Raw genomic sequence first — 26,722 nt, 5'->3', positions numbered from 1 at the left:
TGCTTAGGAGGCTGCCCGTGACCATCCTGTATTTCTCGGCCCAGTACCTGCCCACGGTGGGCGGGGTGGAGCGCTACACCTGGAACCTGGCCCTGCGCACGGTGAAAGCCGGACACCGGGCGGTGGTGGTGACCAGCGCCCTGCCCGGTCTGCCCCGGCAGGAAACCGACCCCGACGGTATCGAGATCCTCCGTCTGCCGGTGTGGCCGGTGATGCACGGCCGGTTCCCGGTGGTGCGCCCGGCGGGCCTGGCACTGCTGAACCGGGTGGTGCGGCAGTCCAAGGCGGATTTCTGCGTCATCCAGACCCGCATGTACACCCAGAGCGTGCTGGCCGCCCGGGCGGTGCGCCGGGCGGGCATCCCCGCCATCGTCATCGACCATTCCACCGGCTACATGCCGGTGGGAGGCGGCCCGGTGGGCCTGGCGGGCCGGCTGTATGAACACCTGGCCTGCGGGCTCATCCGCCGCACCGGGCCGGATTTTTACGGGGTGTCCTCCGCCGTCTGCCGGTGGCTCAAGACCTTCGGCATCACCGCCAAGGGCTGCCTGCCCAACGCCGTGGACCCCGCCGCCCTGGCGGAGGAAGCTGCCCAGGCCCCCGACTGGCGGGCCAAGCTGGGCCTGGCTCCGGATGCGAAGCTGGTCCTGTTTGTGGGGCGCCTCATCCCCGAAAAGGGGGCGGTGGCCCTGGCCGAAGCGGTGCAGGCCCTGCCCGGCACCGTGCTGGTGGCGGCGGGGAACGGCCCCGACCGTGCCCGGCTGGAGGCGCTGGGGGCCAAGGCCCCCGGCGCCCTGGCCCACCGGGCGGTGGTGCAGCTGCTGCACCAGGCGGACGCCTACTGCCTGCCCACCCGCTACGCCGAAGGCTTTCCCACCACTCTGCTGGAGGCGGCGGCCTGCGGGTGCCCCATCCTGTGCACCCCCACCGCCGGCACCGAGGAACTGCTGCCCGGGCCGGAATACGGCACCCTTTTGCCCGACACCGACCCGGCTACCATCCGTACCGCCCTGCAAGCCCTGTTGGCCGACCCGGCGGCTGCCCGCCAAAAGGCGGAGAACGCCCGGACCAACCTCTGTGCCCACTTTACATGGGACAGTGTGTTTGCTACAATACTGGAAATTGCCCGGGAAAAAACCAAGGAAGGGCCCGGGGTCTGAACCCCGCCCGAAAAAGGAGCAGCTATGTCAAAATTGCTCATTGTCATCCCCGCCTACAACGAGGAAGCCAACATTGAAAAAGTTGTGGGGAACCTGGCGAAAAACTATCCCCAGTACGATTATGTGGTGGTCAACGACGGCAGCCGGGACCACACCGCGGCCATCTGCCGGGCCAACGGGTTCCGGCTCATTGACCTGCCGGTGAACCTGGGCCTGGCCGGGGCCTTTCAGACCGGGCTGCGCTACGCCGCCGAAAACGGGTACGACTGTGCCATCCAGCTGGACGCCGACGGCCAGCACAAGCCGGAATACATCGCCCCCATGCTGGCGGAACTGGAGGACGGGGCGGACATCGTCATCGGCAGCCGGTTCCTCACGGTGAAAAAGCCCAAGACCCTGCGCATGCTGGGCAGCTATATCATCAGCTGGTCCATCCGGCTCACCACCGGCCGGGCCATCTGTGACCCCACCTCCGGTATGCGGATGTTCAACCGCGCCATGGTGGAGGAATTCGCCCAGAACCTGAACTACGGCCCCGAACCGGACACCATCAGCTATCTGATCAAGAACGGCGCCGTGGTCAAGGAAGTGCAGGTGAAGATGGGGGAGCGCACCGCCGGACAAAGCTACCTGACCTTCTACAAGAGCATCCAGTATATGGTCAAGATGTCCATCTCCATCCTGCTGATCCAGTGGTTCCGCAAACGCGACACCGAAACCCCCTATCCCGAAAGGAGCCTGTAAGATGTTGGATCAAACCATTATCCGGGTCTGCCTGATCATCGGCAGCCTGGTCACCGCCGTCTATGTGCTCATGCGGGTGCGCCGCGCCAAGGTCCAGATCGAGGACACCATCTTCTGGCTGCTGTTCAGCGTGGTGCTGCTGGTGCTGGCCATCTTCCCCGGCATCGCCTACTGGGCGTCCAACCTGCTGGGGTTCCAGAGCCCCATCAACTTCGTGTATATCGTCATCATCTTTCTTTTGCTGGCCAAACAGTTCTTCCTGTCCATCCGCATCAGCCAGCTGGATTCCCGCCTGCGCATCCTCACCGAACAGGTGGCCCTGGACCGGGAAAAGGTGGAGCGGGAGAAATTGGACCTGTAACCTTGCCAGTGCCTGTGATTTATGGTATACTGACTTAGTATCATCAAAAAATGGCGTGTTGTAACCCTATCCCCTGTGAAAGAAGGTATTCCGTATGGCTTTTACCCCTCAGCTGACCTATAAAGGCCGCCCGCTGGTGCGCTGCGGCAACGACATCTACTACGGCAAGATGACCGACCCCTATATCATCTACCTGCAGATCCTGAACACCAAGAAGGAAAACGGCATCGACGTGGCCGACAAGGTCCATATCGTGCTGCTGTCCACCGACGATTCCAAGCCCCTGCCCGAGCGCATTGCCCGCCAGGCCAACAAGGTGGGCCTGTTCAACGCCCTGTCCTTCGGCGATATTATGCTGCGCAGCCAGCTCAAGGAAACCAAATAAGACCACAAAGCCTTCCCGCCGGGATTTCCCGGCGGCTTTTTTTATGCACTGCTCTTGCATTTCGCCGGACATGAGCGTATAATAATACACGAATCTTGTAAATTTATGCAGTATATGCAAAGGAGCGTTCCACAATGGCGCATTGCGAACTCAAGGGCCGGAACTTTCTGACCCTGCTGGATTTCACCCCCGCCGAGATCGGCAGCCTGCTGGACCTGGCCGCAGAGCTCAAGGCCAAAAAGAAGGCGGGCATCCCCCACGACACCCTCCACGGCAAGAACGTGGCCCTGATTTTTGAAAAGACCTCCACCCGCACCCGCTGCAGCTTTGAGGTGGCGGCCCACGATCTGGGCATGGGCACCACCTACCTGGACCCCACCGGCAGCCAGATCGGCAAGAAGGAATCCATCGCCGACACCGCCCGGGTGCTGGGCTCCATGTTTGAGGGCATCGAGTACCGGGGCTACGGCCAGGCCATTGTGGAAGAGCTGGCCAAGTACGCCGGGGTGCCGGTGTGGAACGGCCTGACCAACGAGTTCCATCCCACCCAGATCCTGGCGGACTTCCTCACCCTGAAAGAACATTTCGGCCATCTCAAGGGCCTGACCCTGGCCTATATGGGGGATGCCCGGTACAACATGGGCAACTCCCTGATGATCGGCTGCGCCAAGATGGGCCTGCACTTTGTGGCCTGCGCCCCCAAGGCCTACTGGCCGGATGTCAAGCTGGTGGAAAAGTGCCAGGCCATCGCCGCCGAGACCGGTGCCACCATCACCCTCACCGAGGACACCGACGGCGTCAAGGGCGCCGACGCGGTGTACACCGATGTGTGGGTGAGCATGGGCGAGCCGGTGGAGGTGTGGGCCGAGCGCATCGAGGCCCTGGCCCCCTACCAGGTCAACGCCGCGCTCATGGCCAAAGCCGGGCCCCAGGCGGTGTTCATGCACTGCCTGCCCGCCTACCACGACCACAAGACGGCCATCGGCAAGGAGATGGGCGAAAAGTTCGGCCGTGCCGAGATGGAAGTCACCGACGAAGTCTTCGAAGGCCCCCAGTCGGTGGTGTTCCAGGAAGCGGAAAACCGCATGCACACCATCAAGGCAGTGATGGCGGCCACTCTGGGCGCCTGAGCCACCACAACAAACACAAAGGCCCGTTCCCTCTGCGGCAGGGGACGGGCCTTTCCTTATTATAATATGGGAATAAAGCACAACAAAAGCGCCGCGGCGCTCCCCGAAGGGAAAACGCCGCGGCGCAGATTTTTGCAACCGGTCTGCAATCAGGCAGCCTTGGCTTCGCTGTTCTTGCGGGCGGCGAAGTAGGCGCGCAGAGAGTTGATGACGATGGTCAGGCCCAGGGCGATGAGCAGCACAGCCAGGATCAGCTGCAGGCCTTCCACCAGGAAGGTGGCGCTGCCGGCCTGGTAAGCCTTGATCATGGCGATCAGGCGCTGCACCAGCGCGGTGAAGGTGACGCAGAGCATGATGATCAGCGGCGGGAACAGCATCTTGTTGCTGCGGCCGGTGACCTTCAGGAAGACGCACAGGGTGACCAGCACCAGGGCGGACAGCAGCTGGTTGGCGGCGCCGAACAGGGGCCAGATGTTGGCATAGCCGATCTTGGCCAGGATGAAGCCGTACACCAGGGTGATGATGGTGGACACGTAGGTGTTGCAGAAGAACTTGCGCCAGGGGGCAGCGTTCTTCATGTCGTCCACCGACAGCAGTTCCTGCAGGCTCATGCGGCCGATACGGGACACGGCGTCCAGGCTGGTCAGAGCCAGGGCGGACACGCACATGGTCATGAAGCACTGGGCCACGTAGACGGGCACGCCGAACATCTCAAAGAAACCGGCCACACCGGAACTGAAGATCTGGAAGGGGGTGCCGGCGGCGGGGGTGCCGTCCGCAGCGGCGGCAGCACCGGCCACGCACAGGGCCAGCACGGCCAGCAGGCTTTCCAGCACCATGGCGCCGTAGCCGACCTTCAGCATATCCTTTTCATTGGCAACGGTCTTGGAGGAGGTGCCGCTGGACACCAGGCTGTGGAAGCCGGAAACGGCGCCGCAGGCCACGGTGACGAACAGGATGGGGAACAGATCGCCCAGGCTTTCGTTGTGGAAGCCGGTGTAGGCGGGCAGGTTCATGGACGGATGGGCTACCGCCAGGCCGATGACCGCACCGGCGATCATGCCGATGAACATGAAGGTGGTCATGGCGTCACGGGGCTGCTTCAGCAGCCACATGGGCAGCACGGCGGTGAAGAAGATGTAGATGAAGGTGATGTAAATCCAGGTGTCCTTGTTGGCGATGAAGGGCAGGACCATGCCCAGCGCCAGAGAAGCAATGGTGAAGACCAGGCCCACCACGCCTTCCTTCCAGCCGGTCAGGTGCAGACGGCGCTGCAGCAGGCCGAACAGGATGGCGAAGACGATGAAGAACAGGGAGATGCTGCCGGCAGCGCCGTTGGTCTTGGCGGCGGCCACCAGGGCGCCCTCGGTGTCATAGGCGTTGAAGGTGCCGGCCACCATATCGGCAAAAGCCGCAATGACCAGACCGCAGAACAGCCAGCTGAACAACAGGAACAGCTTGCGGCCGGTCTTGCCGATGTACTTCTCAATCAGCAGACCCATGGATTTGCCTTCGTTCTTGACGCTGGCGTACAGGGCGCCGAAGTCGGTGACAGCACCGAAGAACACGCCGCCGATCAGGATCCACAGCAGCACCGGCACCCAGCCGAACACCGCCGCCTGAATGGCACCGGTGACCGGGCCTGCGCCCGCGATGGAGGAGAACTGGTGGCTGAACACGGTCCAGCCATCGGTGGGGACGTAGTCTTTGCCGTCGTTTTTGACCACGGCCGGGGTCTTGGCGTTTTCGTCAATGCCCCAGGTGCGGGCGATCCAGCGGCCGTACAGCATGTAGGCCGCCACCAGGCACACCGCAGCGACGAGAACGATCACGAGTGTGTTCATAAAAAATTCCTTCCTCTTCTTTTGGTTTTGCGGGTCTCAGCAGCCAAATGCGGCGTCGGGATATGAAAAAAGCCCCCGTCTTTGCCCAACGGTCTCCCGTTGGTTGCAAAGACGAAGGCTTGCATTCCGTTTGTTCCGGGGATTCTCGTCCCCTGCAGGCTTCCGCGTTACCACTTTGCTTGCCGCTTTCGCACAAAAGCGGCCTCTCTGCCGCAGGGGATGCCTTGCACATGGCGGTGCCCCCGCGCTCCCGGGTAACGGTGGGATTCCGACCTGAATTACGCAGCGATCCCGGCCCTTCCGGTCGGGGGTACGCCTTCACGCAGGCTGCTCGCAGGTGAGAATCCTTTCGCGCCTTGCTGCCGCCTCGCACAACCGACGGCTTTCTGAAAGCGGTGAGCAAAAGGATCATGTCCTGTTCGTCGCATTTGGCTGATGAAACTGTCTATTAATTTATACCCATTGCCCCGAAATGTCAATTCAATCCGCTGAACTTCGGCGAAAAAGCGGAGGGTCACCGAATTCCCACAGGAAAATTTGGACAAATTGTGAATAAACAAAAGATTACGGTCCCAAAAACCGTACAAAAAAAGGCGGCCCGGGGCGCGCCCCGGGCCGGGCCTTCGGCGCAATCCTGTGTTTTTATGCAGGATATGCAAACGGGAGACGGACTGTTTTTTGGACAGAACCGCCATCCCCAGGATCCTTTTGTTGTGCAGTTGTACCATTGAGGGAAAAATAACAGCGATGATATAGTATAAATAAGAAGCGGCCGGAAATACGCAGGGCCGCAAAAAGGAGTGAATGAGATGCAAGCGTGGCAATGGTTGATTGTGGTATTGGTCGTGGTGATTGTGGCGCCGCTGGTGCCCCGCATTCTGGCCAAAATCGACGCCAAGCGGCAGCTGCGGGGGGACATCCCGGAGCGCAAGGCCGGCGAAAACATGAATCTGAACACGCCGCATCCCGGAGATGGCAGTACCACCGACGGGGAGATCCTGGCGGGTCAGGCCAGGATGAAGTCCGGTCAGAACGTGATGAGCATGAAGTGAGAATGCGGCCAATCCCGAAAGGAGCGGCGGTATGAAGGCAAACAAGATAGGGCCCCTGGCCTTTCTGGCGGCGGGCACCCTGGTCCTGGCGCTGCTGCTGCAGATGGCGGGCCGGGGCGTTTTGCCCCGCGGCAGCGGGAGCGGGGGCTCCGAAGAACAGGGGGTCTACTGTTATCAGAATGGGACGGTGAAGGTGTGAGCAGCCCGTGCTGCAGGCGGCAGAAAGCCCACTGAAGGGTTGGTTGGCTTGTTTTTGGCAGGCGGGAGTTTACCGGGGAACGGCTGGCAGCCGTTTGGTCCTTCCTTTTCGTGCCCGAAAAGGAAGCGAAAAGGGCCCGCCGTTCCGATGCGGCGGCCGCCGGCTGGGGCTGCGGCCCCAGACCCCGAGATGCGGCCACCTGACGACGGCCTATTCACCGGCCTGGGGGCCGGTGAACAAGGAATGGATTTAATACCATTGCCCGCAGGATGCTGCTAATGGCAGACTATGGGTTGCCAGCTGCTTCCCGTACGGCTTTTAAAAAATTTTCCTTGCTCAGGCCCCCCAGGGCCTGAGTAGGCCGTCGGTAGGTGGCCGCACTCCCCGGGTCCAGGGCCGCAGCCCTGGTCGGCGTCCACCGCCTCGAAACGGTGGCGGTTTTTCCGTCGCTTTTTGGCGGCAAAAAGCGACAACCCAACGGCAAGATGCCGTTTCCCCGGCAGCCGGATCATCCATCAAAATACAAAACCCGGGGCCTTCCCAATACGGAAGGCCCCGGGTTGTTGCTTGTTATCGAAAAATCAGGATGTGCGAAACCTCACACCCCGGCAGGGACAGCGTCGCTCTGGATGGACGGAGCGCCGCCGGCCAGATCTTCCGCCGTCAGGGGGGCGGTGGACTGGACCGGGTTCTTCAGCCGCTCCCGGGCCACCGCCAGCATCAGCTTGATGCGGTTTTCCTGGTTGACGCGGGTGGCGCTGGGGTCGTAGTCCACGGGGGTGATGTTGGCGTCCGGGTGCAGGGCGCGGATCTTGTTGATCATGCCCTTGCCCACAATATGGTTGGGCAGGCAGCCGAAGGGCTGGGCGCAGACGATGTTGGCGTAACCGCCCTCCACCAGCTCCAGCATTTCGGCGGTGAGCAGCCAGCCCTCGCCCATCTTGGCGCCCAGGGAGATGATCCCTTTGGGCTTTTCCATCAGTTCCCGGAAGGAACCCGGGGCATAGAAGCCCGCCTTGCGCATGGCGTCGTTGCAGGCGTTGCCGATGCCGTCCAGCCAGTTCAGCAGGGCGGAGGCACCGCCGGCTTTCACCAGGCTGCCGCCGTACAGCTTCACGTCCAGTTCGGTGTTGGCGATGCAGTATTCCACAAAGCCCATCAGACCGGGCAGATTGACCTCACAGTCCTGGCTTTCCAGGAACTTTTCCAGGTCGTTGTTGCCCAGGGGGGAGTATTTGACGTAGATTTCGCCGACCACGCCCACCTTGACCTTGGGCACCCGGGTCACCGGAATGGCCGCAAAGTCCGCGGCGATGAGCGGGAACTGCTTCTTCATGTCGTGGGCGCTGAAATTGCGGCTCTCGTGCATCCAGCCCTGGATGGTGGCGATCCACCGTTCGGTGGCGGCGTCGGCGTCGCCCGGGTGGTTCTCATAGGGCTTGACCTGGCTGCGCAGGGCGCAGAGCATGTCGCCGTAGAAGATGCAGGCAATGACCTTGCGCAGCAAAGGCAGGGTCAGGGGCAGGCCGCTGTCCTTCTCCAGGCCGGAAAAGTTCAGCGAAGCCACCGGGATATCCCCGTAGCCCGACTTGACCAGGGCCTTGCGCAGCAGCTTGATGTAGTTGGAAGCCCGGCACCCGCCGCCGGTCTGGGTGATCAGCAGGGCGGTGTGCTTCAGGTCGTACTTGCCGCTGTTCAGGGCGTCGATGAACTGGCCGATGACCAGCAGGGCAGGGTAGCAGGTGTCGTTGTGGACGTATTTCAGCCCCAGCTGGGCCACCTCGCTGCCGCAGTTGCCCAGCACTTCCACATTGTAACCCTCACATTCCAGCGCCGCCGCCATCAGCCGGAACTGGGTCACGGCCATGTTGGGGATCAGGATTTTGTGGGTGTGGATCATATCCTTGGTAAAATTGGGGGTAGTGTACTCCATACGCTCAGCTCCTTGCTTTGTCTTCGGCGCGTTCATCCAAAGCGGCAAACAGGCTGCGCAGGCGGATGTTCACGGCGCCCAGGTTGGTGATCTCGTCGATCTTCAGCTGGGTGTACAGCTTGCCGCCCTCCTGCAGGATCTCGCGGGTCTCGTCGGTGGTGATGGCGTCCAGCCCGCAGCCGAAGCTCACCAGCTGCACCAGGTCCATGTCGGGCTGGGTGGTGCAGTATTTGGCGGCGGCGTACAGGCGGCTGTGATAGGTCCACTGGTTCAGCACCGAGGTGGGGAATTTCTCCATCAGGTGGCTCACCGAATCTTCGGTGACCACGGCGGCGCCCTGGCGGATGATCAGCTTGTCAATGCCGTGGTTGACCTCCGGGTCCACATGGTAGGGACGCCCGGCCAGCACCACAATGCGCTTGTGCTCTTCCCGGGCTTTGGCAATGATCTCGGCCCCCTTGGCCCGCACCTGCACCATGTGGCGCTCGTACTCGGCATAGGCGGCGTCGATGGCCTCGGCCACCGCACGGTGGTTCAGCCCCGGGAAATATTTGTCCAGAATGGCCGGGAACCGCTTGGTAAAGTCCTTGCGGCGGGCCAGGTTGACGTAATCGTAGATGAAGGTGGTGCCTTCCAGCTCGGGGCAGTTGCCCTCCAGCACTTCGGGGTAGTAGGCCACCACCGGGCAGTTGTAGTGGTTGTCGCCCAGGTGTTCGTCCACGTTGTAGCTCATGCAGGGGTAGAAGATGGCATCCACCCCCATCTTGACCAGCTCGGCAATGTGCCCGTGGGACAGCTTGGCCGGGAAGCAGGCGGTATCGCTGGGAATGGTGGCCTGGCCTTCCTGGTACAGCGCCCGGCTGGACACCGGACTGGTCTTGACCGCAAAACCCAGTTTGGTAAACAGGGTATGCCAGAAGGGCAGCAGTTCATACATGTTCAGGCACAGGGGCAGGCCGATGGTACCCCGGGGACTTTCGGGCTGGATCTTCTGGTAATCCAGCAGCAGCTGCAGCTTGTAGGCGTACAGGTTCAGCTCGTCGTCGGCGGCCTTGCCGGTCACCGGCTTGTCGCACCGGTTGCCGGAGATGAACCGCTTGCCGTCCGCAAAGATGTTCACGGTGAGCTGGCAGTGGTTGCCGCAGCCGTTGCAGGTCACGTTCTGCACCTCCTGGGAGAAGGCTTCCAGTTCCGCCTCGGTGAGGACGGTGCTGTGGGAATCGGCCTTGCTGTGGGCCTTGCCGTGGAGCGCGGCGCCGAAAGCGCCCATCAGACCGGCGATGTCCGGGCGGATGACCTCCACCCCCATTTCCTTCTCAAAGGCGCGCAGCACCGCTTCGTTGTAGAAGGTGCCGCCCTGGACCACGATGTTGCGGCCCAGCTCTTCGGGGCTGGAAGCGCGGATGACCTTGTACAGGGCGTTCTTGACCACCGAGATGGACAGGCCCGCGCTGATGTTCTCGATGGAAGCGCCGTCCTTCTGGGCCTGCTTGACGCTGGAGTTCATGAAGACGGTGCACCGGCTGCCCAGGTCCACCGGACGGTCGGCAAACAGCCCCAGGGCCGCAAACTCCTTCACGTCGTAGCCCAGAGCCTGGGCAAAGGTCTGCAGAAAGCTGCCGCAGCCGGAGGAGCAGGCTTCGTTCAGGAAGATGTTGCTGATGGCGCCGTCCTCGATCTTGAAGCACTTCATGTCCTGGCCGCCGATGTCGATGATGAAATCCACGTTGGGCATGAAATGCTTGGCGGCGGTGAAGTGGGCCACCGTCTCCACCAGGCCCCGGTCACAGTGGAAGGCGTTCTTGATGAGCTCCTCACCGTAGCCGGTGGTGGTCACGCTGGCAATCTGCAGGCCGGGGTGGTCCTTGTACAGCTTGAGCAGGGTCTCCCGCACCAGCGGAATGGGATTGCCCAGGTTGGGACGGTAGCTGGTGAAGAGGATGTTGCTGTTCTCGTCAATGACCACCAGCTTGATGGTGGTGGAGCCGGAGTCGATGCCGATGTGCACCGGGCCGCACTGAGCCCCGAAAGGCACGCAGGGCACGCAGGCCCGCATGTGGCGGGCATGGAAGTCCTCGTACTCCTGCTTGCTGGCAAACAGGGGAGGCAGGCTCACATAGGTGGCGGTGGCGCTGTAGTTGGCCAGCCGCTTGACCACCTCGCCCAGGTCGGACTCCCGGTCGGCGTAGAAGGCCGCGCCCAGCGCCACGTACAGCAGGCTGTTTTCCGGGCAGGTGCCGGTGAGGCCCAGGGTGTGGTCAAAGCTCTTGCGCAGCACGCTGGAGAAGGTGAGCGGTCCGCCCAGATAGAGCACATTGCCCTTGATGGGACGGCCCTGGGCCAGACCGGCGATGGTCTGGTTGACCACGGCCTGGTAGATGGAGGCCGCAATGTCCCCGGCCAGGGCGCCCTGGTTGATCAGGGGCTGGATGTCGCTCTTGGCGAAGACGCCGCAGCGGGACGCGATGGTGTAAGTCCGGGTAGACTGCTGCGCCGCCTTGTCCATCTCGTCGGCGCTCATCTTCAGCAGGGTGGCCATCTGGTCGATGAAGGCACCGGTGCCCCCGGCACAGGAACCGTTCATGCGCACCTCGGTGCCGTTGGTGAGGAAGAGGATCTTAGCGTCCTCGCCGCCCAGCTCGATGATGCAGTCGGTGCCGGGGGCCAGACGGTTGGCCGCCACGCGGGTGGCAAACACCTCCTGCACAAAGGGCACACCGCAACTGTCCGCCAGGCCCATGCCCGCCGAACCCGAGATGGCCAGCATGGCCCGGCCGCCGGGCACATAGTCCTTGGCCACGCGCTGCAGCAGCTCCTGGCCTTTTTCCAGAATATGGCTGTAATGACGTTCGTATGTAGAATAAATGATCTTGTCCTGCTCATCGAGCACGACGCATTTGATGGTGGTAGAACCGATGTCGAGACCGACTCTCATGAATTGACCTCCGCCTGTGGGATTATGTGGAAACACCGCGAAAAACGCGGACGAAAATGAGGGTAAATCAGTTTATTGTATCGCAACACGGCGATTTTTGCAAGAGGCGTTCGCCGTATGTCCTACAAACCCATTATTTAGTATATAAGGCGTTTTTGAACTGGATTTGAACGAAAGAAGGCAGATTTTGCCATCTTGCAGCAAAATCTGCCAAAAGTCCGGCTTCAGCCCCGGGATGCCCGGCGCAAAGCCTCCACTTCTTCGGTTGTCAGGGGGCGCCAGGCCCCCGGTTCCAGGGTCTCGTCCAGGGCCACCGGGCCGATGGCGGTGCGGTGCAGCCCGTTCACCCCGGCGCCGTACACCCCGAACATCCGCTTGATCTGGTGGTACACCCCCTGGTGCAGAACGACCTTCACCACGCAGGGGTCGGTGCCCCAGGGCCCGACTTCCGCCGGGTCCATCGTCTGCCCGTCCGCCAGGGTCACCCCGGCGGCAAAGCCAGCCTGCATGGCGGGGGTCAGGGGGGTGTCCAGGGTGACGATGTACTCCTTGGACACATGCCGCCCCGGGGCCTGAATGTCGTGGGCAAAGCCCCCGTCGTCGGTGAGCAGCACAAACCCGGTGCTGGTCTTGTCCAGCCGCCCGGCGGGAAACAGCTGCCGCCGGGGATAGGCCTGGGCCACCAGGTCGGTGACGGTGGTGTCGTGCTTGTCCCGGCTGGCGCTCACCACCCCTTCGGGCTTGTTCAGCATCAGGTAGACGTATTTCTCATAGCGGCCGGTGAGCGGCGTGCCGTTCACCGCCACTTCGGCGTTGGTTTCGTCGATCTGGGTGTCCGCCTTGCGGCACAGCGCCCCGTTCACCGTCACCGCCCCGGCGGCAATCCGCTTGCGGCTCTCACTGCGGGGCACCCCCAGCCGTTCGGCCAGGTACTTGTCCAGCCGCATCAGCCCCGGGCCTCCGCGGTGATGGGGGCGGTCTTGCCCCGGGTGACCTTGACCAGGTCGGCGGGAGCGGCCTCGATCTGGGTGCCGATGCGCCCCGCCGACACCATAATGGTGTCCTGGGCCAGGCAGCTTTCGTCAAAGACGGTGGCAAACTGCTTCTTCATGCCCACCGGGCTGCAGCCGCCCCGCACATAACCGGTGGTTTTCAGCAGGTCGGCCACATGCAGCATGGACACGCTCTTCACCCCGGCGGCCTTGGCGGCCTTCTTCAGGTCCAGCTCTTCCTGCACCGGAATGACGAACACATAAAAGTTCCGGTCCGCCCCCTGGGTGACCAGGGTCTTGAACACCTTGGCCGGGTCCTGCCCGGTCAGGGCGGCCACGGTGGCGCCGTCCACGGCGGTGCCTTCCTCGTGGGGATATTCGTGGGCGGTGTAGGCGATTTTGGCGCGCTCCAGCATGCGCATGGCGTTGGTCTTGGCTTCCTTGGACATGGTGACAAACCCCTCTCAATTGACAAAATAAAACGTGATGGTGCAAAAAATCCGGCCGCAGCCGAAGGAACAATGTCGTGTTTGCACCCAAATTATAGCCCGGCAGGAAAAAGTTGTAAAGCACTCTTGACTTTAGTGCATTAAAGTGCTAAACTAATGCCTGTCAAAACATACCGCCCAGCGGGCCAACAATAAGAGACAGGAAAGGGAAAGAATCATGATCATCGTATTGAAGCACAACGCACCCCAGGACAAAATCGACCAGTTCTGCGGCGAACTGCGGTCCATGGGCTATGAAATCAACGATTCGGTGGGCAGCGACACCCATATTCTGGGCCTGATCGGGGACACCAAAGCCCTGAGCGAAAGCTGGGTGCTGGCCAACCCGGTGGTGGACACCTGCCGCCGGGTGTCGGAACCCTACAAGAAGGCCAACCGCAAATTCCACCCCGACGACACGGTGGTGGACGTGGGCGGCCACAAGATCGGCGGGGGCCATTTTGCGGTGATGGCCGGTCCCTGCAGCGTGGAGAGCAAGGCGCAGATCATCGAGGTGGCCCAGCGGGTGCAGGCCGCGGGGGCGTCCATCCTGCGGGGCGGCGCCTTCAAGCCCCGCACCAGCCCCTACAGCTTCCAGGGTCTGCGGGCCGAAGGGCTGGAACTGCTGCAGGAAGCCCGGGCGGTGACCGGGCAGCCCATTGTCACCGAGCTGATGAACAACGAGCATATTCCCCTGTTTGAGGAAGCCAAGGTGGATATGATCCAGATCGGTGCGCGGAACATGCAGAACTTTGAGCTGCTCAAGGCGGTGGGGCGCACCAACATTCCGGTGCTGCTCAAGCGGGGCCTTTCCTCCACCCTGGAAGAGCTGGTCATGAGCGCCGAGTACATCATGGCCGAGGGCAACCCCAACGTGGTATTGTGCGAGCGGGGCATCCGCACCTTCGAGACCAGCATGCGCAACACCCTGGACATCTCGGCGGTGCCCATGCTGAAAAAGATGACCCATCTGCCGGTGGTCATCGACCCCAGCCACGCGGCGGGCATCGCCTTCATGGTGCCGTCCCTGGCAGCGGCGGCCGTGGCCGTGGGCGCGGACGGGCTGATGATCGAGGTGCACAACGACCCCGCCAAGGCCAAGAGCGACGGCGCCCAGAGCCTGACCCCCGACGCTTTCGACACCCTGATGCAGACCATCCGTCCGGAACTGGAATTTTTTGGCAAAACGCTGAACTGAGAATCGGTACTTGCAATTTTTGACAAAAGTACGTTATAATAAGGGACGTGCTCCGCAAAACGGCGGGGCGCGTCTCTTTTGTATTTTCCCGAAAGGTTGTGATTTTGCCCTTGACGCAAACAAAAGCTGTGGCCGAAACACGGCCTTTTGTGCGGTTCCTGGCTTCGTCTTTGTCCTCCAGCGTGGTGGACCTGGGGGCCTTCGCGGTGCTGTGCGCCCTGCTCCAGGACCATATGGCCGAAAGCGTGGCCATCCTGGCCGCCACCATCGCGGCCCGGGTGCTGTCCTCCCTGTGCAACTATCTGCTGAACTATTTCCTCGTGTTCCACAGCCACACCTCCCACGGGCGGTCGGCCACCCTGTACACCACCGTCACCGTCCTCAAGACGCTGTGCAGCGGGGTGCTGGTGGCGGCGCTGGCCGCCGTGCTGCCCGCCGTGCCGGAACTGTTTTTGAAGATTCCGGTGGACTGCACCCTCTTCTTTGCCAACTACCTGGCCCAGAAAAAGTTTGTCTATTGATTCCTATGTACGCAAAACACCCCCGGCTGCCGTGGCCGGGGGCATTTTTTATGTCTGGGCGGCAGCTTCCAGGGCAGCCAGGTCGGCGGGGGTGTCCACGTCCGCCAGCTCCCGGCCGTCGGGGCAGTCCAGCAGCCGCACCGGGCAGGGGGCGTCCTTCAGCACGCTGCGGCCGCCCTGCCCGGGGGCCAGGGTTTTCAACTGCGGCAGCAAACATGGGGGAAAAAACACCGGCGCCCCCGGCTGGCCGTCATGGGCGGGCCGCCAGACGGCATTGGGGTCGTGGGCGGCGCAGAAGAGCAGCGCCTGCACCGTTTCGGCGGTGAGCAGGGGCTGGTCGGCGGGGCAGAAGAGGCAGCCTTCCGGGTCGCCCAGGGCCTCCAGCCCCAGGCGGATGGTATCGCTGCGGTTTGGCAGGGCGTGCAGGAGCACCGGGACCCCTTCCTTCCGGCAGAAGGCGGCGGCGTCCTCGCTGCGGGTGACCACGATCCGCCGGTTTGGCGAAAACAGTCGGTCGGTGGCATCCAGCGCCCGGCCCAGCATCGGCCGACTCTGAAAATCCGCCAGCAGCTTGCCACCGGGCCCGAACCGCACCCCCAATCCGGAGGCCATCACCACGCAGCCGGGGTCGTGGGGCCGGTCCAGGTCCAGCACAAACACATCCGGCCGTGCAAGCAGCGCCCGCAGAAAGGGCAGGTCCGCCTTGCGCACTGCCGCCGCCACCCGGCAGCGGTCGAAGGCAGCCTCCAGGGCGGCGCGGTAGGGGGGGCAGCCGGTTTCCAGGTACCCGATCTCGTCCACCGTCACCCAGGCCCCGGCCGGGGCGGCGTCCAAGGCGGCAATGCCCGGGGCAAAGCCGTCGGGCAGGGGGCACATGCGGGTGTCCGGGCCGGGCAGGGAAGGATCAAACACCCCGATGGGGGTGCAGGCCCCGCGGGCGGTGCGCAGGTACACCCCCTGACCCTTCCGGGCAAAGGTCAGGATGTCCGGCCCATCCCCCGCCCCCAGCAGGGGTAAAACGGCGGCCAACAGGGTGCTTTTGCCCGCGCCCCGGCCCCCGGTGAGGAGAAAATGCCGCTTGCCCGAAGCCAGAAAGGCCCGCGCCGCGGCGCCGGGGATGGGATGCAAAAGGGATGGGGACATGGCAGGGGCCTCCTTTCAAAAAACAGATTCAACCCGGAAAAAACAGCGCTTCCAGCGGGGTTTGCAGCTCCCGGGACAGATGGAAGGCCAGGGCCAGGGTGGGGTCGTACTTGTTGTTTTCAATGGCGTTGATGGTCTGGCGGGTCACGCCGCAGCGCCGGGCCAGCTCCTCCTGGGAGAGCCCCAGCTCCTTGCGCCGGGTCTTGATGGTGTTCTGCATATCAGTCGCCGTGCTTTCTCTTGTAGTACAGCAACACCACAAAGTAGGTCATGGCGATGACGCTGAGCTTGGGGAAGGGGTTCACCTCCATGGCTTCCATCCGGACTATGGAGGCAATGACATCATACATCAGGGTTAGAACCACCACCAGCAGGGTGAAGGTGCTGGTCTTCCAGACAATGAGCTTGTGGCGTTCGTCGCCGGTTTTCAGCAGGGATACCACCATCGCCACATCCAGGCCGATCAGCGCCAGCAGAAACAACGCGAAGGGAATCAGAAGCAGGGCATTGATGTTCATCACGCGACCTCCTTTACAGGGCAAAATGTAAAATACTTTTTACACTTTCATTGTAAAAGACACGGGATGAAATGTCAAGATGTTTTTACATTTTGGGGCGAAAAAAGGCCCGGACGGCAATCTGCGTCCGGGCCGGTTGTTTATGGTGTAAGGTGGGAAAATTCCCGCTGCCACAAAAGGCGGTTTTCCTCGGCGCAGCGGTCCCGGTAGCGGGCGTAGGCCTCCAGAAAGGCTTTGCCCTGCGGGGTCAGCTTGCTGCCGCCCCCGGCGTGGCCCCCGGCGCTGCGGGTGGTCAGGGGATAGCCCAGGGCGGATTCCGCCGTGTGCAGCAGCCGCAGGGCCTTGGTGTAGGCCATGCCCATGGCCATGGCGGAGGCCCGCAGGGAACCGGTCTGCTCCACCCCCCGCAGCAGGCGGTAGGGGCCTTCCCCAAAGAACTTGTTGCCCTCGTCGTCGTAGAGGTACACGCGGGTCACGGGTTTCACAGGGCATCCGCCTCCTTCAGCATCACCAGATGGGATTGGCCGTGGTCGTCGGTGCAGCGGCGCAGACAGACCGGGCCATACAGCCGGGCCAGGGCGGCGGTGAGGGTCTCCTCCCTGTCCCGCCCCGGGTACACCAGCCCCGCCGCCCGGCCGCCGTCCACCGGCAGCAGGGCATCGCAGAAATTCAGCGCCAGGTTGGGGTCGTGCAGGCTCAGCAGCACCGCCCGGTCCCCCTTAGCGGCAACCTCCCGCAGCAGGTGCAGGGTGCGGTGCCGGGCCCGCAGGTCCAGGGCGCTTTCCGGCTCGTCCAGCAACAGCAGGTCCGCCCCGCTCACCAGCGCCCGGGCCAGCAGACACAGCTGCTTTTGCCCCTCGCTCAGGGTCAGGTAGCTTTCCCCGCCCCGGCCGGGCAGACCCACGGTGTCCAGCATCTCCGCCGCCGCCCGGCGCATGGCCGGGGTGGGGGGCTGCAGCAGGCCCAGATGGGGGTTGAACCCCATGAGCACCACGTCCAGCACCGAAAGTTCGATGGCCAGCCCGCTGCGCTGGGGAATGTATCCGCACCGCCGGGCCAGGGCCCTGGGGCGCAGGCTTTCCAGCGCCGTGCCGTCCAGAAGGCATTGTCCCTGGTGGGGCAAAATGCCGCAGATGGCCTTGATCAGGGTGGTTTTGCCGCTGCCGTTGGCCCCCAGCACCCCCAGCACGCAGCCGCCGGGTAGGGTAAAGGAAAGGTCATGCACCACATCCCGGCCGTGGTACCCGGCGGTGAGGTGGTTCACTTGCAGTTGTTTCATGTCCGTCGGCCCTCCCGCACCAGCAGAAAGACCAGGAAAGGCGCCCCCAGCAGGCTGGTGAAGATGCTCACCGGCAGTTCGGTGGCGGCCACGCTGCGGGCCAGGATATCGGCGGCGCACAGCAGGGCCGACCCCACCAGCCCGCTCAGGGCCAGGGTGGGGGTGCGGCTGCCCTTGCACACCAGCCGGGCGGCGTGGGGGGCCAGCAGGCCCACAAAGCTCACCAGGCCGGTCAGGCTGACCACCGCCGCCACCGCCAGGGTGGCCGCCAGCAGCACCAGCAGCCGCAGGGCGGTGACGTTCACCCCCAGCATCCTGGCTTCGCCCTCCTCGGCGCTGAGCAGCAGCACCTGCCGGTGCAGGGCGAACAGAGCCGCCACACACACCGCGCAGATGCAAAGGTTCACCGGCAGGGCGGATGCCTTCACCCCGTTCAGGCTGCCCATGATCCAGTATTCGATGGAGGCCAGTTCCCGCTCGGGGTCGGCGGTGAGCTTCAGACACATGAGTACCGTCTGGGCCAGGGCGTGCACCGCAATGCCCGCCAGCACGATGGTCCCGCTCTGGCCCCGGCGGTCGAGAGCCGAAAGCCCCAGCGCCAGCAGCACCGCCGCCAGGGCACCCCCGAAGGCGGCCAGGGTGATTTCCGCCGCGCCGGACAGGAACAGAATCCCCGCCGCGGCCCCGGCGCTGGCCCCCGAGGACACCCCGATGATGTCCGGGGAGGCCAGGGGATTGCGGAAGACCGTCTGGTACACAAAGCCGCACACCCCCAGGGCAAAGCCCCCGCACACCCCGGTCAGGGCCCGGGGCAGGCGCAGGGTCAGAAACACCTGGCGCTGCATCTCGTCATGAAAGAGGCCCGCCACCGTCAGGGGGTACTTGCCCACCAGCAGGCTGGCTATGCCAAGTGCCGCCACCAGCAGGGCAGCGGCACAGAGCAGGGCGGCCTCAGGCCGCCGGGTAGGTGAAGTGGTAGAAGGTGTCATAGTAGTTGCCCATCACGGCGTTGGCATCCTCGGTGCTCATGACTTCGGGGTGCAGCACGGAAGCCAGCCAGACCGAACCCAGAATGCCGCTGGGCACCGGGCTGTCCCAGGCTTCGGCGTCGCCGGGAATCTGGTAGACGTTGCCGTTGACCACGGCGGTGCAGGAGGCCAGGGCTTCATCGTTCAGCACGTCCTCGCAGGTGTAGGAAGCGTCGGACGCCAGGATGATGTACTGGGGGTCCCAGGCCAGGATCTGCTCGTAGCTCACCTCGGCCCAGTAGGTGTCGGTGATTTCGGCGGCCACATTCTGCCCGCCTGCCAGGCGGATCATGTCGCTCTGGTACATGGCGTCACCGGCGGTGGACAGCAGGTCGGAGTTGCCCGCCAGATAGACGGTGGGGCGCTCCACGTCGGCCATCATGGTTTCCAGGGCGGACTGCTCGTCGGCGGAGAAGGCCAGCAGCTGGTCGGCGGCCTCGGTGCTGCCGGTGGCGGTGCCCACCAGGGAGATGGTCTCCTTCAGCAGGTCCTGGTCCTCGGGGTTGATGAGGATGACCGGAATGCCCATGCCGGACAGGGTCTCGGCAGCGTCGGACAGCTTCAGGGGCAGAATGACCAGGTCGGGCTCCAGGGCGGCGCAGCCTTCCAGGTCAAACTCCTTGGCGGAACCCACGTTGGGCAGTTCCAGCAGCTGGGGAGCGCTCAGGAAATAGATGGGCCGGGTGTCGGCCTTGGCCTCAATGCCCACCAGCTTGTCGGTCTGGCCCAGGGCGATGAGCAGGCTGGTGGAGATGTAGTAGCCGCTGACAATGCGCTGGGGCTCGGACTCGATGGTCACTTCCCGGCCGGCCTGGTCGGTGACGGTGACCGGGAAGGCGGCAGCTTCGACTTCCAGGGTGGCCTCGGGGGCCGGAGTCTCGGCGGCCGCTTCGCTGGTGGCCGGGGCCGGGGTGGCACCCAGACTGTCGGAAGGGGCAGCGCAGCCGGCGGCACTCAGGGCCAGGGCGGCGGCCAGCACAAAGGACAAAAGGCGTTTCATGTTGATTTTTCTCCTCTTTCTGTGTTCTGTACATCGTTGTAGTTCAAAAACTACAACGAGATTGTAGCACAGATGGCTTTCGGTTTCAATCAAAATGTGATACTATAAGGCTATATAGTGGTAAAAATGCGGACTTCTGCGGATTTTTGCCCAAAATACGGCCCCGGCAGCGGGCCGCAAAGGAGAAATGTTCCGATGCTGAGCATCCAAAACTATCTGCGCGCCGAAAGTCTGGACCAGGCGTATCAGCTCAACCAGAACCGGCGCAGTCATCTGCTGGCCGGCATGCTGTGGCTGCGCCAGTCCGACATCACGGTGGGCACCGCCATCGATCTGTGTGACCTGGGCCTGGATACCATCGAGGAAACCCCGGAAGAGTACCGCATCGGGGCCACGGTGCCCCTGCGCAGGCTGGAACACCACCAGGGCATCGCCGCCCTCACCGGCGGTGCGGTGGAAGCGGCCCTCAAGGACATTGTAGGGGTGCAGTTCCGCAACATGGCTACGGTGGGGGGCAGCATCTGGGGGCGGTTCGGCTTTTCCGACGTGCTCACCGTGCTGCTGGCCGCCGACTGTGAGGTGGAACTGTACAAGGCCGGGCGTATTTCCCTGGAAAGATTTGCCGCCATGCCCTACGACCGGGACATCCTCACCCATGTGGTGCTCAAGAAGACCCCCGGCCCCATGGCCTACCATGCGGTGCGCAACGCCCGCACCGACTTCCCGGTGCTGACCTGCGCCGCCTCCTGCCTGGACGGGCAGTACAAGGTGGTCATCGGTGCCCGCCCCGGCAAGGCGGTGGTGGTGCACGACGAGCAGGGCCTGCTGAAGGAGGGAATCACCCCCGAAAGCGCCAGGGCCTTCGCCGATTACGCCGCCGAAACGGTGCCCACCGGGTCCAATTCCCGGGCGGGGGCCGAATACCGCACCCACCTGGTGCGGGTACTCACCCAGCGGATGCTGTGCCAGCTGGCAGACAAGGAGGGCTGAATTTATGGAAATCAAACTGCAGCTCAACGGCCGGGCGGTGTGCGTGCCCGACGTGGCCCCCGATACCACTTTGTATGATTTTCTGCGCGCCCAGGGCTGTGCCAGCGTGAAATGTGGGTGCGAAACCTCCAACTGCGGGCTGTGCACCGTCTTTCTGGACGATGTGCCGGTGCTGTCCTGCTCGGTGCTGGCAGCCCGGGCGGCGGGGCACAAGGTCACCACCCTGGAAGGCCTGCAGGCCGAAGCGGCAGAGTTCGTGGGCTTCATTGCAGACCAGGGCGCCGACCAGTGCGGCTTCTGCAACCCCGGCTTTGTGATGAACACCATCGCCCTGCTGCGGGAAAACCCCGACCCCACCGACGAGGAGATCAAGGCGTACTTGTCCGGCAACCTCTGTCGCTGCTCCGGCTATGAGGGGCAGCTGCGGGGCATCCGCCGTTTCCTGGATTCCCGCAAGGAGGTGCCCCATGCCTGAGAACAAGACCAAATATGTGGGCACAGCGGTGCGCAAAAAGGATTCTTTGCAGCTGCTGCTGGGCAAGCCGGTGTACACCGCCGACATCGCCCCCCAGGGCGCCCTGGTGGTCAAGCTGCTGCGCAGCCCCCACGCCAACGCCATGGTGAAAACCATCGACACCACCATCGCCAAAAAGGTTCCCGGCGTGGTGGATATCTACACCTGGCAGGATGTGCCCCACAACCGCTACACCAACGCGGGCCAGACCTACCCCGAACCCTCTCCCTACGACCGGCTGATTCTGGACAGACATCTGCGGTTTGTGGGGGACCCGGTGGCCATCATTGCCGCCGAGACCGAGAAGGCCGCCCACAAGGCCATGAAGCTCATCAAGGTGGAATACGAGGTGCTGGACGCGGTGCTGGATTTCCGCACCGCCAAGGACAACCCCACCCTGGTCCACCCGGAGGAGGACTGGCTCCCCCTGTGTGATGTGGGCGGGGACAACCACCGCAACCTGGTGGCCAGCGGCGAGGAAAAGGACGGCGACGTGGAGGCGGTGCTGGCCGGGTGCGACATCGTGCTGGACCACACCTACCACACCCGGGCCGCCAACCAGGCCATGATGGAGACCTTCCGCACCTACACCGACCTGGACCGGTACGGGCGTCTGCATGTGCTTTCTTCCACCCAGATCGTCTTCCACTGCCGCCGCATCCTGTCCCGGGCACTGGGCATTCCCAAAAGCCGCATCCGGGTGGAAAAGCCCCGCATCGGCGGCGGTTTCGGCGCCAAGCAGACCTCGGTGAGCGAGGTCTACCCCGCCTTTGTCACCATGAAGACCGGCCGCCCCGCCATGATCACTTACACCCGGCAGGAAAGCCAGATCGCCGGTTCCCCCCGCCACGAGATGGAAGTGCGGGTGCGGCTGGGCGCCGACAAGGACGGACGCATCCGGGCGCTGGACCTGTACACCCTGTCCAACTCCGGCGCCTACGGCGAACACGGCCCCACCACCGTGGGCCTTTCGGGCCACAAGTCCATCCCCCTGTACACCGGCAGCCTGGAAGCCTTCCGCTTCCGGTATGACGTGGTGTACACCAACCTCCAGGCCGCCGGCGCCTACCGCGGCTACGGCGCCACCCAGGGCATCTTTGCGGTGGAATCCATCGTCAATGAGCTGGCCGAAAAGCTGCACATCGACCCCACCGAGCTGCGGGACCGCAACATGGTGCGCCAGGGCATGACCATGCCCGCCTATTACAACGAACCCGCCAACGCCTGCGCCCTGGACCGGTGCATGGCCCGCTGCCGGGAAATCTTTGACTGGGAGCACCGGTATCCCGTGCGGGATATGGGCAACGGCAAGGTCCGGGCCGCCGGTGTGGCCATGGCCATGCAGGGCTCCGGCATTTCCGGGGTGGACGTGGGGTCCGTGACCCTGAAACTCAGCGAGGACGGCACCTACAACCTGATCATCGGCGCCGCCGACATGGGCACCGGGTGCGATACCATCCTGGCCCAGATGGCGGCCGATTGCATGGACTGCCCGGTGGAGGATGTGGCCGTCTTCGGCGCCGACACCGACGTGTCCCCCTACGATTCCGGCTCCTACGCCTCCTCCACCACCTACGTCACCGGCAAGGCGGTGGAAAAGGCCTGTGCCGAGCTCACCGGCCGCATCTGCACCATCGGCGCCGAGCTGCTGGGCTGCGACGCCGCCGACGTGACCTTTGAGGGCAGCTGCGTGCGGGCCGCCGACGGCCGCACCGTCAGCCTCACCGACATCGCCTACAAGTCCCAGGTGTCCAACAACTGCGCCGCCGAGGTCACCGCCACCCATTCGTCCCCGGTCTCCCCGCCGCCCTTCATGGTGGGCATGGCCGAAATCGAGCTGGACAAGCTCACCGGCGAAGTGCAGGTGCTGGAATACGACGCCGTGGTGGACTGCGGCACCCCCGTGAACCCGGCCCTGGCCCGGGTCCAGACCGAGGGCGGCATCGCCCAGGGCATCGGCATGACCCTGACCGAGAACGTGACCTACGACGCCGCCGGAAAACCCATCGAATCCAGCTTCATGCAGTACAAGATTCCCACCCGGTTGGATGTGGGCCACCTGCATGTGGAGTTCGAGAGCAGCTACGAGCCCACCGGCCCCTTCGGCGCCAAGTCCATCGGAGAGATCGTCATCAACACCCCCGCCCCCGCCATCGCCCACGCCATCATGCGGGCCACCGGCGTGTGGCACCGGGAACTGCCCATCACCCCCGAAGTGATTGCCATGGGCAAGGCCGACGAGGACTGATTTTTTCTGAATATCGCCCCAAAACCACGAAAATCCCGCTCACCGCAGCAAGACGGTGGGCGGGATTTTCCATTTTTTCAACCGTTTGGCCGGATTTTGTGGAAAACTTTCCGGGCCGGGGCTCACACCAGCCGGAAGGTCACCTCGACCTGATGGTCCTCCTGGGCGCTCACGTGGTAGGGGGCTTCCACATCGGTGCCCCAGCTGTCAATGCCGCCCACGCCCCGCATGGCGGCGTAGACGCACAGATGGGTGTGGCAGCTGCGGCCCAGGTCCTCCCGGTGGTCGGCGGCCTCCAGCTCCTGGGCGGAGTGGGGCAGCACCGAGAAGGCAAAGGGCTTGTCCTCCATCACCAGTTCCAGGGCAGCGTCGGCGGCGCCGGTGGGACCCTGGCGGTCCAGGCGCAGGCTGTGGGTGTGGATGTGGCAGCCACAGTCCTGGGGAACCAGATAGTCGGGAAGATGGGGCTCGTCGGTGTGGCGGCCGAAGGCCCCGCCCTTGTACCGGTCGGGGTAGGTCTCGCCCGAAAGGCCGGTCCAGCTGTACCGGGCCACCGGGCGGGGCGTGGCCAGCCGGAAGCCGAAGCAGGGCAGCTCGGGCAGTCCCGTGGCCCCGTGGTAGACGGCCTGCACCGTCAGGGCGCCCTCGGCGGTGACGGTGTACCGCAGTTCGGCTTCGGCGCCGGGCACGGCGGGGCTGACAAAGGTATAGCGGATCACAAACCGGCGGGAGGATTCCTCCTCCACCTGGTGGCCGGTGCACTGGGGTTGGGCGTCGGCGGCCTGCCAGGCAGCGCTGCGCCCGGGGAAGCCGCAGCCCTTGTCGTTTTCGGTGGCGGCCCGCCAGAACACCGGGCGGGGCGCACGGTACAGCCATTCGGCGCCGTGGGCCCGCAGGCTCACCGGGCCCTGCTCGGTGAAGGAGAAGAGCAGTTCGAACCCGTCGCCCCGCACCCCGATGTTCACATCCCCGTGGGAGATCACCAGGTCCCCGAGTTCGGCGCCGGCGTCGGCAAAGGCCTGGGCCTGCCGGGCCAGATTGCGGGCGCTCTGGGCCTCGGTGCGGGCGTTGGCGGCGTCAAAGGCGGCCCGGGCGGCGGGGGTCATGTGCCAGTACCGCACCTCCTGCATGGCAGGCTTTTCGGTGCCGTCCGCAAAGACGATGCCGTTGGCACAGAAGTTGTAGTCGGTGGGGCGCTCCTCAAAGTCGCCGCCGTAGCCCAGCACCCGGCGCCCGGCGGCGTCGGTGTGCCACAGGGCCTGGTCCATATAGTCCCAGATGAACCCGCCCTGGTACTGGGGATATTCCTCGCCCAGGCGCACATAGCTTTCCATGCCGCCCAGGCTGTTGCCCATGTCGTGCATGTACTCGCACAAAATGAACGGCTTGGTGTGGGGGCCCTCCAGGTAGGCCTGGATCTCGTCGGGCTTGGCGTACATGCGGGATTCCATGTCGCTGATCTCGTCGAACTGGCGGCAGTGGAAGACCCCTTCATAATGCACCAGCCGCCCGGGGTCGTTTTCGTGGAAGAACCGGCTCATGGCCAGGATGTCCTCCCCGGCGTAACTCTCGTTGCCGCAGGACCAGATGAGCACGGCGGTGTGGTTCTTGTCCCGCTCAAACATGCTGCGGGCCCGGTCCACCACACAGTCCTTCCATTCGGGCAGACTGCCGGGCACGTTCCAGCTGGGCTCCACCGCCCCCATCTTCTGCCAGGAACCGTGGCTTTCCAGGTTGGTCTCGTCGATCATGTAGATGCCGTTTTCGTCGCACAGGTCGTACCACAGACTCTGGTCGGGGTAATGGCAGGTGCGCACCGCATTGATGTTGTTGCGGCGGAAGGTCTCCATGGCCCGGTACATGTCCTCGGGGCCGATGGCCCGGCCGGTCTCGGGGTTCCACTCGTGGCGGTTGACGCCGTTGAAGTAGATGCGTTCCCCGTTCAGGCACATGATGCCGTCCTTCATCTCAAAACGGCGGAAACCGGTTTGGTAGCTTATAACCTCCTGTTCCCGCCCGGCGGCATCCAGCAGGGTCAGGGTGACGGTGTACAGCGCCGGGTCGTTGTGGTTCCAGGCGCGGACGCCCGCCAGACGGATGGTATGGGCGCAGAGATACTCGCCCTCGGGGTACAGGTCCAGGGGGGCGTCGTAGAGAACGGCCCCGCCCGGGGCGGCGATGCGGCAGCCCACCGAGGCACCGTCGGCAGACAGCCCTTCGGCGGCGGAAATCTTCAGCCGGGGGGCCAGGGTGCCGGTGGTGTTGTCCTCCTCCAGCCCGGCCCGCAGCCACAGGTCTTCCAGGTGCAGGTCCGCCTTGGCGTAGAGGTACACCGGGCGGAAGATGCCGGAAAACCGGAAAAAGTCCTGGTCCTCGATCCAGGAAGCGCTGCACCGCTTGTGCACTTCCACGCACAGGCGGTTGTTTTCGGGGCGCAGATAGGGGGTCAGGTCAAAGTCGGCGGGGGTGAAGGTATCCTCGCTGTAGCCCACGAACTGGCCGTTGCACCAGCAGTAGAAGGCCTGTTCCACCCCCTGGAAGCTGACGCACACCCGCTTGCCCTGCAACGCGGGGTCCAGGTCGAAGGTGCGCACATAGCTGCCCACGGGGGCGTTGTCCCAGTCGATCTGGGGCGGACGCAGGAACTTCTTGCCGTCCCAGGGATACATGGTGTTGATGTACTGCAGCTGGCCGTAGCCCTGCAGTTCCATATGCCCGGGCACCCGGATGGCACCGAAGCCGGACAGGTCGGCGTCTTCGGCCCAGAAATCCGCGGGGCGGGCGGCGGGGCAGAGGCTGTAGGCAAACTGCCATTCCCCGTCCAGGGACTGGCGAGGTTCGGTGCCGCCGATGGTCCAGTGATGGTCGGAGTGGGCGGGCAGACGGTTGACCGCGAACACCCGGGGATCGGTCAGCCAGGAAAGTTCGGGTTTCATACGCCCTCCTGTTCCGGGACCAGATCACGGCCCCATGCTTCAATCTGGGTCAGGGCGGGGAAGGGGGAAGGCCCTTCCGCCTGGATCAGTTCCTTGAGCACCAGCCCGGTGACCGTCTTGGGGG

General features: G+C 63.9%; 26 protein-coding genes. 12 read left to right on the top strand and 14 right to left on the bottom strand.

Going from position 1 to position 26,722, the window contains the following annotated elements:
• Positions 1–17 precede the first annotated feature (17 nt).
• The 5 genes from H6B15_RS12875 (at position 18) to argF (ending at position 3,780) form a co-directional block, all read left to right on the top strand.
• Complete coding sequence (locus H6B15_RS12875; RefSeq protein WP_204648411.1) at positions 18–1,160, top strand: glycosyltransferase; 1,143 nt, start codon at positions 18–20, stop codon at positions 1,158–1,160.
• Positions 1,161–1,184: 24 nt separating this feature from the next.
• A complete protein-coding gene (locus H6B15_RS12870) occupies positions 1,185–1,904 on the top strand; it encodes a glycosyltransferase family 2 protein (protein ID WP_204648410.1) in 720 nt (239 codons plus the stop codon).
• A 1-nt stretch (position 1,905) separates the two neighbouring features.
• Positions 1,906–2,265: a DUF2304 domain-containing protein gene (locus tag H6B15_RS12865; RefSeq protein ID WP_204648409.1), complete on the top strand. Its 360-nt coding sequence runs from the start codon at positions 1,906–1,908 to the stop codon at positions 2,263–2,265.
• Positions 2,266–2,359: 94 nt separating this feature from the next.
• Positions 2,360–2,650 carry a hypothetical protein gene (locus H6B15_RS12860; protein WP_204648408.1) on the top strand — a complete coding sequence of 97 codons (291 nt, stop codon included), beginning with the start codon at positions 2,360–2,362 and terminating at the stop codon, positions 2,648–2,650.
• Between the two features lie 134 nt (positions 2,651–2,784).
• Positions 2,785–3,780 carry an ornithine carbamoyltransferase gene (gene argF / locus H6B15_RS12855; protein ID WP_204648407.1) on the top strand — a complete coding sequence of 332 codons (996 nt, stop codon included), beginning with the start codon at positions 2,785–2,787 and terminating at the stop codon, positions 3,778–3,780.
• 149 nt (positions 3,781–3,929) lie between these two features.
• Here the strand turns inward: argF and H6B15_RS12850 are convergent, their stop codons facing one another.
• Positions 3,930–5,624, bottom strand: a complete 1,695-nt coding sequence (locus H6B15_RS12850; protein ID WP_204648406.1) for a carbon starvation CstA family protein — start codon at positions 5,622–5,624, stop codon at positions 3,930–3,932.
• A 278-nt stretch (positions 5,625–5,902) separates the two neighbouring features.
• The gene (locus H6B15_RS12845) at positions 5,903–6,319 is read right to left on the bottom strand and encodes a hypothetical protein (protein ID WP_204648405.1); all 417 of its coding nucleotides are present in this window, start codon (positions 6,317–6,319) and stop codon (positions 5,903–5,905) included.
• A gap of 114 nt (positions 6,320–6,433) precedes the next feature.
• On the opposite strand from H6B15_RS12845, the gene H6B15_RS12840 reads away from it, so the two are divergent.
• Positions 6,434–6,676 carry a hypothetical protein gene (locus H6B15_RS12840; RefSeq protein WP_204648404.1) on the top strand — a complete coding sequence of 81 codons (243 nt, stop codon included), beginning with the start codon at positions 6,434–6,436 and terminating at the stop codon, positions 6,674–6,676.
• Between the two features lie 31 nt (positions 6,677–6,707).
• The gene (locus tag H6B15_RS12835) at positions 6,708–6,875 is read left to right on the top strand and encodes a hypothetical protein (RefSeq protein WP_204648403.1); all 168 of its coding nucleotides are present in this window, start codon (positions 6,708–6,710) and stop codon (positions 6,873–6,875) included.
• Between the two features lie 598 nt (positions 6,876–7,473).
• Here the strand turns inward: H6B15_RS12835 and H6B15_RS12830 are convergent.
• The 4 genes from H6B15_RS12830 to ybaK all read right to left on the bottom strand — a co-directional run bounded on the left by H6B15_RS12830 (position 7,474) and on the right by ybaK (position 13,184).
• On the bottom strand, positions 7,474–8,808 hold the full coding sequence (locus tag H6B15_RS12830; protein WP_204648402.1) for a 2-hydroxyacyl-CoA dehydratase: 1,335 nt from the start codon (positions 8,806–8,808) through the stop codon (positions 7,474–7,476).
• Between the two features lie 4 nt (positions 8,809–8,812).
• A complete protein-coding gene (locus tag H6B15_RS12825; protein ID WP_204648401.1) occupies positions 8,813–11,743 on the bottom strand; it encodes an acyl-CoA dehydratase activase in 2,931 nt (976 codons plus the stop codon).
• A gap of 224 nt (positions 11,744–11,967) precedes the next feature.
• Complete coding sequence (locus H6B15_RS12820; protein WP_204648400.1) at positions 11,968–12,690, bottom strand: pseudouridine synthase; 723 nt, start codon at positions 12,688–12,690, stop codon at positions 11,968–11,970.
• Positions 12,690–13,184 carry a Cys-tRNA(Pro) deacylase gene (gene ybaK / locus H6B15_RS12815; protein ID WP_204648399.1) on the bottom strand — a complete coding sequence of 165 codons (495 nt, stop codon included), beginning with the start codon at positions 13,182–13,184 and terminating at the stop codon, positions 12,690–12,692. The genes H6B15_RS12820 and ybaK overlap by 1 nt, the downstream gene beginning before the upstream one ends.
• Positions 13,185–13,401: 217 nt before the next feature.
• On the opposite strand from ybaK, the gene aroF reads away from it, so the two are divergent.
• Together aroF and H6B15_RS12805 are read left to right on the top strand one after the other, a co-directional pair.
• Positions 13,402–14,421, top strand: a complete 1,020-nt coding sequence (gene aroF / locus H6B15_RS12810; protein ID WP_204648398.1) for a 3-deoxy-7-phosphoheptulonate synthase — start codon at positions 13,402–13,404, stop codon at positions 14,419–14,421.
• Positions 14,422–14,531: 110 nt separating this feature from the next.
• Positions 14,532–14,942, top strand: a complete 411-nt coding sequence (locus H6B15_RS12805; RefSeq protein ID WP_204648397.1) for a GtrA family protein — start codon at positions 14,532–14,534, stop codon at positions 14,940–14,942.
• A gap of 48 nt (positions 14,943–14,990) precedes the next feature.
• Here H6B15_RS12805 and H6B15_RS15590 read toward each other — a convergent pair whose 3' ends face one another.
• From H6B15_RS15590 to H6B15_RS12770, 7 genes are all read right to left on the bottom strand, one after another.
• Positions 14,991–16,085: a nucleotidyltransferase family protein gene (locus tag H6B15_RS15590; RefSeq protein ID WP_243424416.1), complete on the bottom strand. Its 1,095-nt coding sequence runs from the start codon at positions 16,083–16,085 to the stop codon at positions 14,991–14,993.
• Positions 16,086–16,113: 28 nt separating this feature from the next.
• Positions 16,114–16,305 (bottom strand): helix-turn-helix transcriptional regulator, encoded by a 192-nt coding sequence (locus H6B15_RS12795; RefSeq protein ID WP_204648396.1) that lies wholly within the window; start codon positions 16,303–16,305, stop codon positions 16,114–16,116.
• Between the two features lies 1 nt (position 16,306).
• Positions 16,307–16,603 (bottom strand): hypothetical protein, encoded by a 297-nt coding sequence (locus H6B15_RS12790; protein WP_204648395.1) that lies wholly within the window; start codon positions 16,601–16,603, stop codon positions 16,307–16,309.
• A gap of 140 nt (positions 16,604–16,743) precedes the next feature.
• On the bottom strand, positions 16,744–17,088 hold the full coding sequence (locus H6B15_RS15585) for a LysR family transcriptional regulator (protein WP_204648394.1): 345 nt from the start codon (positions 17,086–17,088) through the stop codon (positions 16,744–16,746).
• Positions 17,085–17,882: an ABC transporter ATP-binding protein gene (locus H6B15_RS12780; RefSeq protein WP_204648393.1), complete on the bottom strand. Its 798-nt coding sequence runs from the start codon at positions 17,880–17,882 to the stop codon at positions 17,085–17,087. The genes H6B15_RS15585 and H6B15_RS12780 overlap by 4 nt, the downstream gene beginning before the upstream one ends.
• The gene (locus H6B15_RS12775; protein WP_204648392.1) at positions 17,879–18,871 is read right to left on the bottom strand and encodes a FecCD family ABC transporter permease; all 993 of its coding nucleotides are present in this window, start codon (positions 18,869–18,871) and stop codon (positions 17,879–17,881) included. Before H6B15_RS12775 ends, H6B15_RS12780 begins: the two co-directional genes overlap by 4 nt.
• Positions 18,834–19,910, bottom strand: coding sequence for an ABC transporter substrate-binding protein (locus H6B15_RS12770; protein ID WP_204648391.1), 1,077 nt, complete (start codon positions 19,908–19,910; stop codon positions 18,834–18,836). Before H6B15_RS12770 ends, H6B15_RS12775 begins: the two co-directional genes overlap by 38 nt.
• A 195-nt stretch (positions 19,911–20,105) precedes the next feature.
• Here H6B15_RS12770 and H6B15_RS12765 point away from each other — a divergent pair, with 195 nt between their 5' ends.
• The 3 genes from H6B15_RS12765 to H6B15_RS12755 are packed head-to-tail and all read left to right on the top strand — an operon-like array spanning position 20,106 to position 23,662.
• Positions 20,106–20,900: an FAD binding domain-containing protein gene (locus H6B15_RS12765; protein WP_204648390.1), complete on the top strand. Its 795-nt coding sequence runs from the start codon at positions 20,106–20,108 to the stop codon at positions 20,898–20,900.
• A gap of 4 nt (positions 20,901–20,904) precedes the next feature.
• Complete coding sequence (locus H6B15_RS12760; RefSeq protein ID WP_204648389.1) at positions 20,905–21,375, top strand: (2Fe-2S)-binding protein; 471 nt, start codon at positions 20,905–20,907, stop codon at positions 21,373–21,375.
• The gene (locus H6B15_RS12755) at positions 21,368–23,662 is read left to right on the top strand and encodes a xanthine dehydrogenase family protein molybdopterin-binding subunit (RefSeq protein WP_204648388.1); all 2,295 of its coding nucleotides are present in this window, start codon (positions 21,368–21,370) and stop codon (positions 23,660–23,662) included. Before H6B15_RS12760 ends, H6B15_RS12755 begins: the two co-directional genes overlap by 8 nt.
• Positions 23,663–23,784: 122 nt before the next feature.
• Here H6B15_RS12755 and H6B15_RS12750 read toward each other — a convergent pair whose 3' ends face one another.
• A complete protein-coding gene (locus H6B15_RS12750; protein ID WP_204648387.1) occupies positions 23,785–26,598 on the bottom strand; it encodes a glycoside hydrolase family 2 TIM barrel-domain containing protein in 2,814 nt (937 codons plus the stop codon).
• Positions 26,599–26,722 lie beyond the last annotated feature (124 nt).

Source organism: Gemmiger formicilis, assembly GCF_016900095.1.
Taxonomy (GTDB): domain Bacteria; phylum Bacillota; class Clostridia; order Oscillospirales; family Ruminococcaceae; genus Gemmiger; species Gemmiger formicilis_A.
Note: the sequence above shows the minus strand (reverse complement) of the source record. Positions and strands in the feature narration are given on the sequence as shown.

Coding starts and splice junctions, on each gene's coding strand:
- H6B15_RS12750 (WP_204648387.1), bottom strand. CDS start 26,598: ATGAAACCCGAACTTTCCTGGCTGACCGATCCCCGGGTGTTCGCGGTC.
- H6B15_RS12780 (WP_204648393.1), bottom strand. CDS start 17,882: ATGAAACAACTGCAAGTGAACCACCTCACCGCCGGGTACCACGGCCGG.
- H6B15_RS12770 (WP_204648391.1), bottom strand. CDS start 19,910: ATGAAACGCCTTTTGTCCTTTGTGCTGGCCGCCGCCCTGGCCCTGAGT.
- H6B15_RS12845 (WP_204648405.1), bottom strand. CDS start 6,319: ATGGCGGTTCTGTCCAAAAAACAGTCCGTCTCCCGTTTGCATATCCTG.
- H6B15_RS12835 (WP_204648403.1), top strand. CDS start 6,708: ATGAAGGCAAACAAGATAGGGCCCCTGGCCTTTCTGGCGGCGGGCACC.
- H6B15_RS12840 (WP_204648404.1), top strand. CDS start 6,434: ATGCAAGCGTGGCAATGGTTGATTGTGGTATTGGTCGTGGTGATTGTG.
- H6B15_RS15590 (WP_243424416.1), bottom strand. CDS start 16,085: ATGTCCCCATCCCTTTTGCATCCCATCCCCGGCGCCGCGGCGCGGGCC.
- H6B15_RS12865 (WP_204648409.1), top strand. CDS start 1,906: ATGTTGGATCAAACCATTATCCGGGTCTGCCTGATCATCGGCAGCCTG.
- H6B15_RS12850 (WP_204648406.1), bottom strand. CDS start 5,624: ATGAACACACTCGTGATCGTTCTCGTCGCTGCGGTGTGCCTGGTGGCG.
- H6B15_RS12795 (WP_204648396.1), bottom strand. CDS start 16,305: ATGCAGAACACCATCAAGACCCGGCGCAAGGAGCTGGGGCTCTCCCAG.
- H6B15_RS12765 (WP_204648390.1), top strand. CDS start 20,106: ATGCTGAGCATCCAAAACTATCTGCGCGCCGAAAGTCTGGACCAGGCG.
- H6B15_RS12760 (WP_204648389.1), top strand. CDS start 20,905: ATGGAAATCAAACTGCAGCTCAACGGCCGGGCGGTGTGCGTGCCCGAC.
- argF (WP_204648407.1), top strand. CDS start 2,785: ATGGCGCATTGCGAACTCAAGGGCCGGAACTTTCTGACCCTGCTGGAT.
- aroF (WP_204648398.1), top strand. CDS start 13,402: ATGATCATCGTATTGAAGCACAACGCACCCCAGGACAAAATCGACCAG.
- H6B15_RS12790 (WP_204648395.1), bottom strand. CDS start 16,603: ATGAACATCAATGCCCTGCTTCTGATTCCCTTCGCGTTGTTTCTGCTG.
- H6B15_RS12755 (WP_204648388.1), top strand. CDS start 21,368: ATGCCTGAGAACAAGACCAAATATGTGGGCACAGCGGTGCGCAAAAAG.
- ybaK (WP_204648399.1), bottom strand. CDS start 13,184: ATGTCCAAGGAAGCCAAGACCAACGCCATGCGCATGCTGGAGCGCGCC.
- H6B15_RS12870 (WP_204648410.1), top strand. CDS start 1,185: ATGTCAAAATTGCTCATTGTCATCCCCGCCTACAACGAGGAAGCCAAC.
- H6B15_RS12860 (WP_204648408.1), top strand. CDS start 2,360: ATGGCTTTTACCCCTCAGCTGACCTATAAAGGCCGCCCGCTGGTGCGC.
- H6B15_RS12825 (WP_204648401.1), bottom strand. CDS start 11,743: ATGAGAGTCGGTCTCGACATCGGTTCTACCACCATCAAATGCGTCGTG.
- H6B15_RS12775 (WP_204648392.1), bottom strand. CDS start 18,871: ATGACACCTTCTACCACTTCACCTACCCGGCGGCCTGAGGCCGCCCTG.
- H6B15_RS12830 (WP_204648402.1), bottom strand. CDS start 8,808: ATGGAGTACACTACCCCCAATTTTACCAAGGATATGATCCACACCCAC.
- H6B15_RS12820 (WP_204648400.1), bottom strand. CDS start 12,690: ATGCGGCTGGACAAGTACCTGGCCGAACGGCTGGGGGTGCCCCGCAGT.